Source organism: Mesorhizobium sp. M0243 (assembly GCF_040321775.1).
Lineage (GTDB): Bacteria > Pseudomonadota > Alphaproteobacteria > Rhizobiales > Rhizobiaceae > Mesorhizobium.
In genome coordinates, this window is the sequence record NZ_JAMYSF010000028.1 from 16,770 (window position 1) to 31,629 (window position 14,860).

Below are 14,860 nucleotides of genomic sequence, written 5' to 3' on the forward strand. Positions count from 1 at the left end.
GGCGGTGCGCCGCCCGTCCCTGGAGGTCGCCGACATCTTCCATCGCCACGGCGCGCCTGGCGCGCAGCCCAGGCCGGCCACTTGAGCCTCGGCCAGCTGAAGGTGATGTCGGCGATCGAGACCTGCCGCACCGCAGCCCTCGGCGGTCATGTCGAGGCCTGCGAGGACTGCGGCCACAGACGGATCGCCGTTAATAGTTGTCGCGACAGACATTGCCCCAAATGCCAGGGCGCGGCGGCCAGGGAATGGCTTGCCGCGCGCGAGGCCGAGCTGCTGCCCGTCGGCTACTTCCACGTCGTCTTCACCCTGCCGGCCGAGATCGCCGATATCGCCTATCCCAACAAGGCGGTGATCCACGACCTGTTGTTTCGCGCCGCCTCGGAAGCGATGCTCACCATCGCGGCCGATCCAAAACATCTCGGCGCCCGCATCGGCATCACCGCCGTGCTGCATAGCTGGGGCTCGGCGATGACCCATCATCCGCATGTCCATATGATCGTGCCCGGCGGCGGCATCTCGCTCGAAGGTGAGCGTTGGGTGTCCTGCCGGCCCGGCTTCCTCCTGCCCGTGCGCGTGCTCTCAAAACTGTTCCGGCGGCTCTTGCTGGCGAAGCTTACTGATGCCCATGCCGCCGGCCGGCTGAGGTTCTTCGGCGACAATGCTGGCCTTTGCGACCACCGCGCTTTTGCTGCCTTCCTGGCACCGCTCAGACGGAAGAACTGGTTCGTCTACGCCAAGCCACCCTTCGCCGGACCCGAGGCCGTGCTGGCATACCTGTCGCGCTATACCCACCGCGTCGCCATCTCCAACAGCCGGCTGATCGCGCTCGACGAGGCCGGCGTGACGTTCCGCGTCAAGGACTACCGTCGCAACGGGGAGGAGCGCTACCGGACCATGACGCTCGAGCCGGCCGAGTTCATGCGCCGCTTCCTGCTCCATGTCCTGCCCAAGGGCTTCCACCGCATCCGCCACTATGGGCTGCTTGCCAGCGCCAACCGCAAGGCCAACATCGCGCGCGCTCGCGAACTGCTCGCCGCACCCCAGCCCAAGGACGAATGCGGCGGATCCAATAGCGCCGATGCGACCGCCCCAACCGACTGGCGGCCGCCATGTCCGTGCTGCGGCGGTCGCATGATCATCATCGAAACCTTCGAGCGCGGCAGCGATGCCAGAGCACCCCCGTCCGGCAGCTCGACAAGCGAAGCCCGAGCATCATGACCGGGCCCCGCTCATCACCGCGCATCATCTCTGCCGAGGGACCTTATCGTCCCCGGATGGACGGCTTCGCGCGCCGCCGCCCAACCGCACCGAAATCGCCCGCTCTTCAACCGCCACACCGCATCATGCGTCGCCTCGGCCGGCCGCGCGCGCCCGTCAACCTGAGCAGTCCCACCTGTCAGGCGCATCAGTGCACCCACCGCGGACCAAGCGAAACCGTCAAATCCCCATAGCGCCGAAACCGAGCCTCCATCCCGCGGGTTCTTTCCCTGGAGGCTTTCGGACGCCGGCCCTCGCGCCAAGCCAACACGTTGTTGGCCGGCATCCGTAACCCTACACAATGTCGGTCATAGAGACAAATTTTACCTTCGCCTGGAAGCGGACATTCTGCTGGCCTGGCTGAGGTCAGCTTTGCGCCCCATGAGGAAAAAGACGGTGCAGGAATTTAGTAGCGTTTGCTTTTTCGTGCGGCCGGCGGACATCGGTCCGCGCCGACTAATCTCGCCACTCGATCTTCCGGTTGGCGGATTTTTACGATCTATTGTCGTTGCGACAGCGGTTTGCTCGGCCAATCGATTCTCGAAACAGGCCACGATATCGGGGGTGGGGTGAATACATTAGATGTGTTCTTTGCGGATTGCGCATCCGCTGACGCGGGAGGTAGGGCAAAATTCACTCTGTTCTGTTACCAAGATCCCGAGCCATGTCCTTGGCCCTTGATGATTTTTGAGTTGTCGGTCGAATATGTCAGATACTGATTCAGTCTCCGCCCGTGATGGGCTTAGGGCGGTGGATTTCTTTTGTGGTGCGGGCGGTATGTCATTCGGTCTCTCGCAGGCCGGCATCCGAGTGCTTGGTGGTGTCGACAACGCCGTCGATTGTAAGCGTACCTATGAAGCGAATGTCCCTGGCGCCAAGTATATCCGCCACGACATCACGACACTGACCGCCCCCGAACTCGGTCGCCGGTTGGGCCTAGAACGGGACGATCCAGATCTCGTGTTCAGCGGCTGTAGTCCCTGCCAGTTCTGGTCAAAGATCCCAACCGATAGGACAAAGTCGGTTCAGACGGCATTCCTGTTAGGTCAATTCCAACGATTCATTAGGCACTTTCGACCTGCCTTCGTGATAGTTGAAAATGTCCCCGGCCTCTATCGCCGCAAGGACAATCGCATTCTGCATGGCTTCATCGAATTCCTAACCAACCTCGACTACCGTATGCAGGACGGGATAGTAAATGCAGCCCACTTCGGTGTCCCTCAAAATAGGATGAGATACCTGCTGATCGCGTCACGCTTCTCCGAGGTCGCGCCGTTAACTTCGGTCGATGCAACCACCTCGCTGACGGTAGCGGACTTCATCGGCGCGGACAAAGGCTTCCCACCGATCGGGCCTGGGCACCGCGATAGCACAATCTTCAACCACAGCTCTGCTGCGCTCTCGGAATTAAATGTCAGACGGATTGCCATGACGCCATCGTCTGGAGGCGACAGATCGGCCTGGTCCAAGGATCCTGAGCTGCAGATCGACGCCTATCGTGGTCGTGACGACATCTTCAAGGATGTCTACGGGCGGATGGCGTGGGATCGTCCTGCGCCTACAATCACCACCCGCTTTATTAGTCTCTCCAATGGCCGCTTCGGTCACCCCGAGCAAAATCGAGCCATTTCCGTTAGGGAGGGCGCCGTTCTTCAAACCTTCCCGAGAGACTACAAGTTCTATTCAAAGAACCTCAATGGCTTGGCTCGCCAGATCGGTAACGCTGTGCCACCGGCGCTGGCGAAGCGTATCGGCGAGCACCTGATTTCGGTCCGCAATGGCTAGGATCCAGACGCGCGCACGTGCGGTCGACATGTTAGGCAGGCAACAGATTGCCGGCGTACAAAACGCTTTGGTCGAACTGTTCAAGAATGCCCATGACGCCTACGCCGAACGGATCGCCGTCGATTTCTTCGAGGATTTCGGCGCGAACGGTGAAGGCTTCCTGATCGTGCGCGACAACGGCATCGGAATGACAGAGGCCGATTTCGTCAACAAGTGGTTGGTCCTCGGGACGGAGAGCAAGGCGATCGCGAGCACCCCACCCTATCGGCCAACGGATGCGTGGCCCAGACCGATCACCGGCGAGAAAGGCATCGGGCGACTGGCCATCGCCTTGCTCGGCGAACAGACCCTCGTCCTCACCCGGGCCGTACGTGCCGATGGTACGCATGACCTGGTTGCGGGCCTCTTGCACTGGGGATTATTTGAGATTCCCGGCCTCAACCTCGAGGAGATCGAGGTGCCCGTCGAAACGGTTGTCGGCGGCGGCTTGCCGAGTGTAGACGTGCTCGAATGCATGCGCAGGCAACTCATTGACTGCGCGCGTAGAATTCATGCTGACCATCCAGATGCGGATGTCGATCGGATCATCTCAGATATCGAGGGCTTCCAACCAGATCTCGGCAGCGTGTACAGTTATCTAAAAGAGACTGAGGACGACCATCTCACATTGGATGCGGGCGGGCTCGGCACACATTTTCTGATTGCCCCGAGCAATCCCGTCATCAAGCTGGATCTAGCCAACGAAGAGCGTGAGGACGATTACGGGTTCCGCAAGCAACTCCTCGGATTCTCCGACGCGGTGTTCGCGGAAGACAGCTCGCCTCGCCTGACCACTTCATTCCGGCGCTGGCGCGGAGGCGACACGGCAGGCGAAGAACTTCTCGACCCCAAAACTTTTTTCTCTCGGCACGAGCTTCTCGAACTGTCCGATCACCTATTGGACGGCAGGGTCGATGCGTTCGGCCAGTTTAAGGGAATGCTGCGGGTCTACGACAAGGATTATGATCTTGTCATTCCATGGGGCGCCGCCAACGGGCGGATGACGAAGTGCGGCCCCTTCGCAATCAATTTCGGCTACCTCATGGGACGACCGACGGAATCCTTGCTTCCACCCGAGATTTATCATCCGCTCAACGACAAGCTGGACCATATGGGCGGTCTCTACGTCTATCGGGACGGCGTGAGAATTCTGCCTTACGGCGACTATTCGTTCGACTGGATCGATACGGAGAAGCGCCGGAACAAGGGCGCGGGCTACTATTTCTTTTCGGCAAGGCGCATGTTCGGTGCGGTTCAGCTGACCCGCGCCGATAACTACGAACTGCAAGAAAAGGCCGGACGTGAGGGGTTCCAGCAGAATGAAGCCTACCGGCAGATCCGTGACATCCTGATCAACCTACTGATCTACTTGGCCGCCGAGTTCTTCAGAAAATCGGGTGCCAATGCCGAAGCATTCGAAACGGCCCAAGGCGAAATCCGTAAGCGTTCCGCCGCCCTTGAGCGCCAGCAGAAACGGTCGGCAACGAAGAGGCGGAACTTCGCCAACTCCCTGGACGCCTTTTCGGAGGACCTTCGTTCAGGCCTGCCGACGTCGGAAGTCGCGAACCTGATGCACCTGACCCAATCGCGCATGGACGCAGCTGCCAAACTTCCCGATCAGGATAAAGCCGCAACTGCGCTTATCCGCGCAGAGCAGGAAGCTATCAAGTCGATCTCCGAGCTGAGGCAGAAATACACCAAGAAACGACCCGCCGGCGTGGCTCTAGGTAAGGAACTGCAGCGTGATTGGGATGGCTATGCCCTTGAGAGGCAACGCCTTGAGGCCGAAGTGTTCGCTCCGTTCGAGCAGCAGGTCGCCAGAACGCTCGGCGCGGTAGCCGAACAGGCACGGGTCTATGTCGACCAGCGCAAGCGGCTCGAGGAGCGAATCAAGTCGCTCGCCAACGAACGCAAGAAAGACCTGGCCGAAGCGAGCCGTCAGGCCAACGCCACAGCGGCCGATACACGACAGACCGTTTTGACGATTACCGAGCGAGCCCGCCTGGCCCTCGATGAAACCGTTCGTGCCATCGAGGCGGACCTCAATCGAACTGATCTCGCGGGTATGGACCCCGAGCGCATCGACGAAATGAGACGCCGTTGGGAAGACCAACTGACGGAAATTGAAGGGCGCCATCGCGATGCATTGATGGCTGCGCGCGATATGCTGGCTTCCTTGGCCGAAAACCTGCGGGCCTCCGACGGTGAGGAACCGGCGCAGGTCATGCAGGCAATGGAAGAGCGGATGTTGGCGCTCGAAGAGCAGGCCGACGAGGATTTCGAGATGGTTCAGCTAGGCCTGGCCGTCGCCATCATCAACCACGAATTCGCCGCCTCGATTAAACGCGTCCGGAGAAGCATTCAGGAACTGGGCCAGATTTCACGCCGAAGCGACGGCTTGCGGCCGCTTTACGAGTCGATCAGATCCAATTTCGAGCACCTCGACGGACATCTGAATTTGTTCACTCCGTTGCAACGCCGCTTGCAACGAGCGGCGGTAAGGATCGACGGGCGCGAAATTCTGAACTACTGCAACGACCTATTCGCCAACCGGCTCGAACGCCACAAGGTAGAATTGATCCCCACGGACGCGTTCGTCGATGCCGTTGTCGAGTGCTACCCTTCGACGCTGTATCCGGCGGTCATCAACATAGTCGACAACGCCCTCCACTGGTTGAACTCGGTATCCTCGGACAGACGGATCGAGCTCCATGCGGATGCGAATGGGATTTATATTTCGAACAACGGGCCAGCGATCGAGCCGGTTGACGGCCAGCGCATCTTCGAGCGGGGTTTCAGTCGCAAGACCGGCGGTCGGGGTCTCGGCCTGTTCATCTCCGCCAAAGCCCTCGAAGCCGAAGGGTTGTCCCTGGCTCTGAGCGAACCGCCGCGGGCGGACTACGCCATCACCTTCGCCATCAGCATTAAGAACATCGAGGCCCGTAAGTGACGTCAGCACAGGAATTCGCTCTGACCGCCGCGCGCAAATACTTGCAAAGCGTGGTGTTCGTTGATGACGAGATATATGTGCCCGTGCGCGAGGCGACAGAAGACGTCAAAGTCGGCGATATCGGCCCCCGGCGTATGCAGGTTTACGCCAAGGTGATGCAGCCTTCCGAACCGGCGGATCATGCGGCACGGCCAGCGGATGACGAGAAGGCGGTCAAGACAGTCGATCCGGCGGGCGGCCTGTACCATCCGAAGCAGTTGGTGGAGAGCTTTGCCAGGCAGCGTATGGTCTGCGCCCTTTACGAGCCGTCGAGGAATTTCGATACCGACCCGGAATCGGAGATTTTTAAGCTATGCGAGCGCGCCGATGCTGTGATCCTAGATTGGGATTTTCACGGCGAGCCCGGCAAGAAGGTCATCGAATTGCTTGGCCACCTCATGACGGCGGCTCAGACTACGGTGCCGCATCACGTGAGACTATGCGCCGTCTACACCTCCACCCCCAACCTTCAACATGTCGCCTCTCAGCTGTATGACACACTCAAACAGCAAGGGCTCGACATCAAGACTGACGGTCCTTTCGACCTGAATGCCGGGTCGTCGCGCATCATCGTTCTCGGCAAACCGTCGACCACCGGACGCCCGGCTGATCAGAATAAGGCCGAGGTGAAGGAAGTCGACCTAGCAGACCGCATTATCACCGAATTCGCGCGTATGCACGAGGGTATCCTACCCTCCATGGCCCTGCACGGGCTGGCGAGCGTCCGGACCAATACCAAGAAGATCCTGGACAAGTTCCGCAAGGATATGGACGGCGCATTCCTCACCCACCGTGGCCTCATCTATCCCGGTGACGATGCCTTCGAGCAGATTCCAGAGCTCCTGGCCGAGGAAGCGCTCGCTGTCATGATCGACACCAGCATCAGTCTGACCGATGCTACCAAGATTGCCGAGGACGCGATCGACGCCATGACGATCAGAACTGCCTGGGTGACCAAGGCCAAGGCGGCGACCAAGCCGGGTGAGTACCCTATTAAGCTTCTGAAGGAGGGGCCGGTTCACGTTCGCAAGGAAATTGAGCTGAACCCGAAGCAGCTGAAGGATCTCCACGACGAGCTCGACCCTGGGAAAGCCTTCGCGGCGCAACGATTGGCCGCCCTCTACGCCTCTCGGACCCAATACGGTAAGGATCGATACCTCGATTTCGGGACTATCGTGCGGTACGCCAAGCCGGTGGAAGGCAAGCCCGATGAGATACGGTATGCGATATGTCTGATGCCGCTCTGTGACTGTGTCCGGCTGAAGCCCGGCGCTTGGTACCAGTTCCCGTTCTGGGACCTTCGACCTAGTGTCGGCAAAGGTCAGGGCAAGGGCATCGTGGTCGAATTGCCGGCAAAAGAGGGCTTCGTCGAACTGTTCAGCCTGGGGAAGCCACGTGATCAGCTATGGCTTGATGATTTTCAGGCCGGTGACCAGCGCATGGTGACCGCCGGTGGCGGCAAGGATTTCGCTTTTACCGGAAAGAGTAGGGACCCGCAGTGGATCGCGCAGCTCAAACCGGCTCATGCCCAGCGTATCGCTCAGGACATCGGCACATCGTTCGCGCGAGTGGGCGTCATCGAGGCGGAATGGCTCAGGTTGAAGGCCGATCGACAAGACTGACGGCGGCGATCGAGCGTCCTACGTGAGAAGGCCACGCATTTGCTTGATCAATGCCGGCGCTAGTGCGAAACAGGGGTCAGCAGGCAGGCAGGGCACTCCGCAATAGCCACCGGCTCCAGTTGGGGACCGGTGCAGGCCCATTCTGCAGCCCTTGAGGTAATGGTTTAGGGCTGCTTTGTGAAGTTGTCCCAAGCCCGGTAGGCGGCCTCAATAAATCCAGGCGTCAAATGATCGATATCGTCGACAACGATACAAGGTCGCGCATGATGGCGGGAATCGGCGGCAGGAACACGCGGCCGGAGCGTCGCCTGCGTGCCGCGCTGCATGCACGAGGGCTGCGATTCCGAATCCACGCGAAGGAATTGCCGGGCAATCCAGACGTCGTCCTGCCTCGCTTTCGCGCCGCCATCTTTGTTCATGGCTGCTTCTGGCATCGCCACCCCGGATGCCGTTATGCGACCATGCCCGCGACACGTCCCGAATTCTGGCAGGAGAAATTTGCCAAAAATGTGCGTCGTGATGCTGCAGCGGTCACCGTGCTCCGGGAAATGGAGTGGCGGGTCGCCATCGTCTGGGAGTGCGCCCTCAGGACAGCTGCAGATGTTGAAGTTTCTGTCGCGACATTGTCAGCTTGGCTACATGATTGTGAAGACCTGCTCGAGATTGGTAGTGAAAGCGCTCGCCTCTGATCAGAGTCAGCTGCCTAACGACAGCTTGTTGCGATCTCCTCCAAATGGGGACGGTCCGTTCCCGGCCCAACAACGTCGTTCCAGTTCTCGACCAGCGCGCGGTCATTCTCGATGGTACCGTGTCGAAAGGTTTGATCGCACATGCCGAAAATGTTTGCATGGCGCAGTTTATATCGGCTCGTATATGGGGACTGCCGATATGGCAACCTATATATAGCGGTAAATTGATATACCAGCGTATATTGACACCCGTCATATAGGGTCCTATATCGGGCTAGCTCAGGCAGAAAAATCATATAGGCCATGAAGATCAGAACAGCTCGCGACATTGGTATCCTGATCAAGGAGGCCCGCACCCGGCGCGGCCTGTCCCAGGCTGCCTTGGCCAAGATGATCAACACCACGCAGACGTGGGTGTCGTGGATCGAGAACGGCAAGCCCAGCGCCGAGATCGGCAACGTGCTGCTGGCGCTGACCACGCTTGGTGTGGAGCTGGACTTTCAGATCCCGCCGGCGCCGACGTCGGCTGCTGATCATCATCATAATGCCGATGAACGGCATGTCGACGATGACGACGACGAGATTCCCTACAAGCTCTAGGTGACGATGATCATGGTGAACCCCATCGACACCCTCGACGTCTATATCGCTGGCAGACTGGTTGGGTGGCTCCACCACCTGCAGGGCGGCAAGCTTTCGTTTTCCTATCACGAGGCATGGATGGAGGGCCGGGTGGCGATCCCGCTCTCCCTGTCCATGCCGACGATCACCAGGACATACGAGGGCAAGGTCGTCGAGGCATTCCTCTGGGGTCTGCTGCCGGATAATGAGCAGACCCTCGCCAGATGGGCGCAGAGGTTCCAGGTCTCCGCGCGAAACCCGTTTGCCCTGCTCAAGAATGTCGGCCGCGACTGCGCCGGCGCCGTCCAGTTCCTTCCTCGTGGCGACCAGGTTTCCCGCGGCGAGAACGTGGAGTTGCTCACCGAGGCGCAGATCGGCGACCGCCTGCGCGACCTGCGCAAGGATGGTGCAGCGACCCGGCGAATTGGCGATCCTGGTCAGTTCAGTCTCGCTGGTGCGCAGGCAAAGACGGCGTTCCATTTCGACAAGGGCAGCAATCGCTGGGGGATCCCTCTAGGCGACACACCCACGACACACATCTTCAAGCCGCCTTTGCCGCACTTGCACGGGCATACCGAGAACGAGCATTTCTGCCTGCAGCTTGCATCCAAGCTCGGCATGGACGCTGCACATAGCCAGGTTCTCGACTTCGCAGGCGAAAAGGCGATCGTTATCGAGCGCTACGACCGCCGCAACATCGAGGGCAAGACCATCCGCATCCATCAGGAGGACATGTGCCAGGCCCTGTCGGTGATGCCGACGCTCAAGTACGAGAACCAGGGTGGGCCAGGTATCACGACGATCTCCAGAAGGGTGCTGTCGGCCTCCCTCGACCCCGTCCAAGACCGTCAGATCTTCATGGCCGCGAACGTCTTCAACTGGATCATCGTCGGCACGGACGCGCATGCAAAGAACTACTCGATACTGCTCGGTGCCCAGGGCGAGGCCCGCCTAGCTCCGCTCTACGACATCTCCTCCATTCTGCCGCACCTCGGGGGAGAGATCCAATCTGAGATGCGCGACCTTAAACTGGCGATGAAGATCGACAGAGTCTATCCCATCGAGGAGATCATGCCGCGCCACTGGGGGCGCTGTGCGTCCTCAGCAAAGGTTGGCGGCGAGTACACGGTGCGGACCATCCGCCATCAGCTCGCGGTGATGCCCGATATGGCATCGGAGTGCGCCCAAGAGCTTCGCCAGGAGGGGATCATCCATGAGATCGTTTGTCGCCTCGTCGACGCGATCGCGACGCGCATCAAGGGCTTGTCCCGGATCTATGGAGAGGAAGGTTGTGGAGGTTAAAGTCGGGCGGGGATAGCGGATCCACGGACTATGCCGGCGAAATGGACGGACCGCACACTGCCCACGGGATTCTCGCTCTAATAGCGCGCGGCCCCGGGCCGGGTAGATGGCCGGTTTCGGAACCGGCCATCGGCAGCTTGAATGACGGAAATGGGGTCGGCTGCAGAACGGCAGCTTCCCGCCGAACGCTGTCAACTTTCTCTCCGGAAAATCTGACAATGCGGGCCTACGATTTGGCGTCGAGTTGTGGCGTTTTTCGACGGTCAGTATGATTTCCGCCGGTTGGAGGTTTGTATCGGCGTTTGATGAACGGCGGCTGTTGGGTTCAAAGTGGATGGTCGCGTTGGTGTGTGGACAGCAGGCTTGCGGCGTCCCTCGATTGAGATCACCCGCAGGTTTTTGCTCTTGAGTTCATCCAGATAATCGGCCCACCACTGCATCATCTCGACGCGCTCGTCCCAGTGCTCTGCCCGGGCGTAGGCGCGCCGAACGTCGTTGTTCTCGATGTGGGCCAGCTGCCGCTCTATCGCGTCCGGATGCCACTTGCCGCATTCGTTCAGCAGAGTTGATGCCGTTGCTCGAAAACCATGCGCGGTAGCTTCTTCCTTGCTGTAACCCATACGACGCAGTGCGGCGTTAAGGGTATTGTCGGAAATCGGACGCGAAGCCGATCGAACACTAGGAAACAGCAGCGATCCATCACCAGAGATTTCTCTCAGTGAAGTCAGGACGCTGATCGCCTGCTTTGACAGGGGTGTGCGGTGCGGACGTCGCATTTTCATGCGTGCTTCAGGGATGGTCCATACCGAGCTTTCAAAATCGAACTCTTCCCATTCAGCGGAGCGAAGCTCGCCGGGGCGGGGAAACATCAGAGCCATCAACTTCAGACCGGCTCGGGTTGTAGGCTGTCCGTCAAATGCATGGATCGCCCTCAGCAAACCGCCCAAGGCCTTCTGATCGGTAATCGCGGCGCGAGGCGTTACCGTCGGACTGATGAGTGCGCCTCTGAGGGCGAAGGTCGGATCTGTCTCGGCGCGTGCGGTGGCGATTGCGTATCGAAACACGCTGCCGATGGTGGAGCGCAGTCGCCTGGCCGACTCGTATCGACCGCGAACCTCAACGCGACGGAGGGCGGCAAGGATGGTGGCCGTATCGATCTCCCGAATGCACTTATCGCCGATAATCGGATAGGCAAAGTCGAGCAGCCATTTGACCTTGCTGATCGTCCGGTCGGCACGTCCCTCCTTCTTTAGCTTGTCGACATATTCGTCCGCGATTCGCGAAAGGAGTCCTTAGCCGAATCGGCCTTCCGCAAGCTGCGTTCCTTTCCAGGGTCGACGCCAGCTAGCAGGAGCCTTTTAGCATCATCGCGCGCCTCCCGTGCCTCGGCGAGAGAGATAAGGGGATAGCTGCCCAGCGCGAGCAGTTTCTGCTTGCCCTCAAAGCGGTAGGCGACCCGCCAGAGGCGAGAGCCCGTGGGCTGTACCCATAGCTGCAGCCCGCCTCCGTCAGATAATTTCACGAGTTTGGAAGCAGGGCGGGCGTTTCGACATTTCACGTCGGAGAGGGGCATTCGTCAGGTCTCCCTTGGCTGTTTAGATACCATCAGGATGTCGAATACCAACGGAAATACCATCCCCCCGCCTCGTTGGACCAAATGCGCCCGAAGCGCTCCCTGTCCCGCTAAATTGCGCAAGGCGACCGCAAAAGATCAACAATTCCAGTCGCTTGCAGAAATTGCAGCGTAGAAGGTTCGGCGAAAGGGAGTGTCGGGAGAAGAGGGGATGGTGCCCAGAGGCGGATTCGAACCACCGACACGCGGATTTTCAGTCCGCTGCTCTACCAACTGAGCTATCTGGGCCTGTTCCGGCAAACGAAAACGCGTTGACCGGATTTCATCGAGGCGCCGTGGGCGCCCCTTGAAAGCGCGTGGGTTATAGCACGGGAATTCGGCCTGTCCAGCGCCTAGTGGGCGATTTCGGGCAGGAAAAGCGATGCCGTGCGGTGCCCCGGTTTCCATGCCGCTTGCAGGCCGGAATCGGGCACGGCATGGCACGATGCGGCCTTCGCCATCCCTGTCCGTGCCGCTATTGCCGGCTGACATGCCGTGGCACTGCCTTTAGCCGGCGATCGAGGCGCACCAATGCATTTGCGGCTCAGACGCGCCACTGGTCGCCGCCGCCTATCTGACGCCGGTCACGCCGCGGCGAAAATCGGAGGGCGACATGCCGGCGAGCTTGCGGAACGACTTGTTGAAGGCGCTGAGCGAGCCGAAGCCTGAATCCATGGCGACGCGCAGCACATTGGCGTCCTGATGCATCAAAAGCGCCTGCGCATAGCTCAGCCGCAACAGATTCACATACTCGTTGAGCGTCATGCCGGTGGATTTCTTGAACAGGCTCATGGCATATTTGGGATGGATGTCGGCGGCCGCCGCGATGTTCACGCAATCGATGTCGTAGAGGAAGTTTTCGGCGATGAAATCGCACATGCGTCCGACATTGCGCGACGATTGCTGGTCGAAGGGGCTGCCTGTTTCCTGGTCGGTCGGAGTTGCGGATACCAGCCGGTAGGGCTCGAACCGCACCCGCTCCAGCCGCAGCAGCAATTCGTTGACGGCATGTTCGGCCTTGGCCTGGTCGCCGGACCGGGCGTAGCGGTTCCAGCGCTCGAAATTATGGTTGTCGGACTGGTCGGTGGCTGATGTCACCAGTGTCGCGCCGGTCATCAGCCGGTGCCTTATATCGGTGGGCAGGTGCAGCCGGAAGAAGTGCACCAGTGGCAGATGCGCCCCGGCATAGATGGCGTCGTCGGACAAATCGTCCATCTGGTGCGGCAGGCCACCCCAGAACAGGCACATCTCGCCGGCCGAAAGCGAAATCTCGTGGTCGTTCATGCGGTAATGCACGCTGCCGCGCACGATGAAATTAACCTCGACCTGGGCGTGCCAGTGCGGCTTGAGCATCACCAGCGGATTGGTGTGAAACATCTGCAGGAGCAGCGGCAGGCCTTCCACGCTGCTGGCCCCAGGCTGGTAGAACGGCCGTTCAGGCATCTTACTTTCCGCCAATTTCATATTCCCTTTGACGGCGACAGGCCTTGCCCACTGCATAGTCTAGCCACGCTCACAGTGAGAGAGCAAATGAAATGGGAGGATTTCAATGCGCATCACAATGACCTGCGCCGCGCTCGCGCTTGCCCTGGGCTCAGCCCCGGCCTTCGCGCAATCCGGCGAAATCACCATCTGGAGCTGGAATGTCGCGGCTTCATCGCTGAAGGCGACCATTGCCGGCTTCAACAAGCAATTTCCCGACGTCAAGGTCACGGTCCAGGATCTCGGCAACCAGCCAACCTACGACAAGTCGATCGCCGGCTGCGCCGCCGGCGGCGTAGGCCTGCCCGACATCGTCACCGTCGAGAACGGTGAGGCCGAGAATTACTGGAGCCAGTTCCCCGACTGCTTCGTCGACCTGCATACGCTGGGCTACACAGCCGACGACCAGAAAAAGTTCCCCGATTTCAAGCGCACCGAGCTGGAAGTGGGCGACAAGGCCTACGCAATGCCGTGGGATTCCGGCCCGGTGGCCGCCTTTTATCGCCGCGACTTCTACGAAAAGGCCGGCGTCGATCCGACTTCGATCAAGACCTGGGATGATTTCATCGCCGCCGGCAAGAAAATCCAGGCCGCCAACCCAGGCGTCTCGATGACCGATGCCGATTTCAACGGTGACTCGGAATTCTTCCGCATGATCTCCAACGAACAGGGCTGCGCCTATTTCTCCGAGGACGGACAATCGATCACGGTCAACCAGCCCAAATGCGTCGACGCCATGACCAAGGTCAAGGAGATGAAGGACGCCGGCATCATCTCGTCGGCCGACTGGGGCACCAAGATCACCAACAACACCGCCGGCACCGTCGCCACCCAGATCTATGGCGGCTGGTATGAGGGCACCATTCGCACCGAATCTGCCGGTGAAAACGGCAAATGGGGCGTCTATCTGATGCCGAGCCTCACCGCCGACGGGCCGCGCGCCGCCAATCTCGGCGGTTCCTCACTGGCTATCACCTCGGCGTCGAAGAACAAGGAGGCCGCCTACGCCTATCTGAAATACACGCTCGGAACCAATGAAGGCCAGATCACGATGCTGAAGGAGTTCGGCCTGGTGCCGTCCCTGATCTCGGCGCTTGACGATCCCTATGTCGCGCAAGGCCTGCCTTATTGGGGCGGCCAGGCGGTGTGGAAGGACATTCTCGGCACCTTGCCGAAGGTTGTTCCGAGCCGCGGCACGCAGTTCCAGAGCGACGCCGAAATCATCGTCCGCGCCGTGCAGACCAAGTATCTGGCCGGCGGCTACCCCGACGCCAAGACGGCACTCGACGATGCCGCAAGCCAGATCGCGGCGGCAACCGGACTGCCCGTCAAGTCATAACCTCCCAAGCCGGGTCCGGGACAGGCGTTTGCGCCGCCCGGACCTGGTCGCGGCCTGTGGGGTTCTCCCACGGGACCTGTATTTGCTGGCAAACCGGCTCCGCTGCTGCGGGCCATGGCCGAA

The 14,860-nt window shown here is 60.1% G+C and carries 8 protein-coding genes, 1 tRNA gene and 2 pseudogenes; 8 read left to right on the plus strand and 3 right to left on the minus strand.

Going from position 1 to position 14,860, the window contains the following annotated elements; all coding sequences use genetic code 11:
* The first annotated feature begins 4 nt into the window (after positions 1–4).
* The 7 genes and pseudogenes from NKJ11_RS27350 to NKJ11_RS27380 all read left to right on the plus strand — a co-directional run bounded on the left by NKJ11_RS27350 (position 5) and on the right by NKJ11_RS27380 (position 10,304).
* Positions 5–1,218, plus strand: a pseudogene (locus NKJ11_RS27350) (IS91 family transposase).
* 744 nt (positions 1,219–1,962) lie between these two features.
* Positions 1,963–3,042, plus strand: coding sequence for a DNA cytosine methyltransferase (locus NKJ11_RS27355; RefSeq protein ID WP_352794731.1), 1,080 nt, complete (start codon positions 1,963–1,965; stop codon positions 3,040–3,042).
* A 28-nt stretch (positions 3,043–3,070) separates the two neighbouring features.
* Positions 3,071–6,031 (plus strand): ATP-binding protein, encoded by a 2,961-nt coding sequence (locus tag NKJ11_RS27360; RefSeq protein WP_352794732.1) that lies wholly within the window; start codon positions 3,071–3,073, stop codon positions 6,029–6,031.
* Complete coding sequence (locus NKJ11_RS27365; protein ID WP_352794733.1) at positions 6,028–7,692, plus strand: response regulator receiver domain; 1,665 nt, start codon at positions 6,028–6,030, stop codon at positions 7,690–7,692. Before NKJ11_RS27360 ends, NKJ11_RS27365 begins: the two co-directional genes overlap by 4 nt.
* A gap of 227 nt (positions 7,693–7,919) precedes the next feature.
* Complete coding sequence (locus NKJ11_RS27370; protein ID WP_352794734.1) at positions 7,920–8,381, plus strand: very short patch repair endonuclease; 462 nt, start codon at positions 7,920–7,922, stop codon at positions 8,379–8,381.
* 303 nt (positions 8,382–8,684) lie between these two features.
* The gene (locus NKJ11_RS27375; RefSeq protein WP_352576291.1) at positions 8,685–8,981 is read left to right on the plus strand and encodes a helix-turn-helix domain-containing protein; all 297 of its coding nucleotides are present in this window, start codon (positions 8,685–8,687) and stop codon (positions 8,979–8,981) included.
* 12 nt (positions 8,982–8,993) lie between these two features.
* A complete protein-coding gene (locus tag NKJ11_RS27380) occupies positions 8,994–10,304 on the plus strand; it encodes a type II toxin-antitoxin system HipA family toxin (protein WP_352794735.1) in 1,311 nt (436 codons plus the stop codon).
* A gap of 263 nt (positions 10,305–10,567) precedes the next feature.
* Here the strand turns inward: NKJ11_RS27380 and NKJ11_RS27385 are convergent.
* From NKJ11_RS27385 to NKJ11_RS27395, 3 genes and pseudogenes are all read right to left on the minus strand, one after another.
* A pseudogene (locus NKJ11_RS27385) lies at positions 10,568–11,877 on the minus strand (tyrosine-type recombinase/integrase).
* A 212-nt stretch (positions 11,878–12,089) separates the two neighbouring features.
* Positions 12,090–12,165: transfer RNA gene (locus tag NKJ11_RS27390), tRNA-Phe, on the minus strand.
* Positions 12,166–12,486: 321 nt separating this feature from the next.
* Positions 12,487–13,380, minus strand: coding sequence for a helix-turn-helix domain-containing protein (locus tag NKJ11_RS27395; RefSeq protein WP_206516848.1), 894 nt, complete (start codon positions 13,378–13,380; stop codon positions 12,487–12,489).
* Positions 13,381–13,465: 85 nt separating this feature from the next.
* Here NKJ11_RS27395 and NKJ11_RS27400 point away from each other — a divergent pair, with 85 nt between their 5' ends.
* Positions 13,466–14,737: an extracellular solute-binding protein gene (locus NKJ11_RS27400; RefSeq protein WP_352794736.1), complete on the plus strand. Its 1,272-nt coding sequence runs from the start codon at positions 13,466–13,468 to the stop codon at positions 14,735–14,737.
* The last annotated feature ends 123 nt before the right edge of the window (positions 14,738–14,860 follow it).

What these genes read in the sequence shown, in the direction of transcription:
- NKJ11_RS27355 (WP_352794731.1), top strand. Translation starts at nt 1,963, where the DNA reads ATGTCAGATACTGATTCAGTCTCCGCCCGTGATGGGCTTAGGGCGGTG.
- NKJ11_RS27360 (WP_352794732.1), top strand. Translation starts at nt 3,071, where the DNA reads ATGTTAGGCAGGCAACAGATTGCCGGCGTACAAAACGCTTTGGTCGAA.
- NKJ11_RS27370 (WP_352794734.1), top strand. Translation starts at nt 7,920, where the DNA reads ATGATCGATATCGTCGACAACGATACAAGGTCGCGCATGATGGCGGGA.
- NKJ11_RS27375 (WP_352576291.1), top strand. Translation starts at nt 8,685, where the DNA reads ATGAAGATCAGAACAGCTCGCGACATTGGTATCCTGATCAAGGAGGCC.
- NKJ11_RS27380 (WP_352794735.1), top strand. Translation starts at nt 8,994, where the DNA reads ATGGTGAACCCCATCGACACCCTCGACGTCTATATCGCTGGCAGACTG.
- NKJ11_RS27395 (WP_206516848.1), bottom strand. Translation starts at nt 13,380, where the DNA reads ATGAAATTGGCGGAAAGTAAGATGCCTGAACGGCCGTTCTACCAGCCT.
- NKJ11_RS27400 (WP_352794736.1), top strand. Translation starts at nt 13,466, where the DNA reads ATGCGCATCACAATGACCTGCGCCGCGCTCGCGCTTGCCCTGGGCTCA.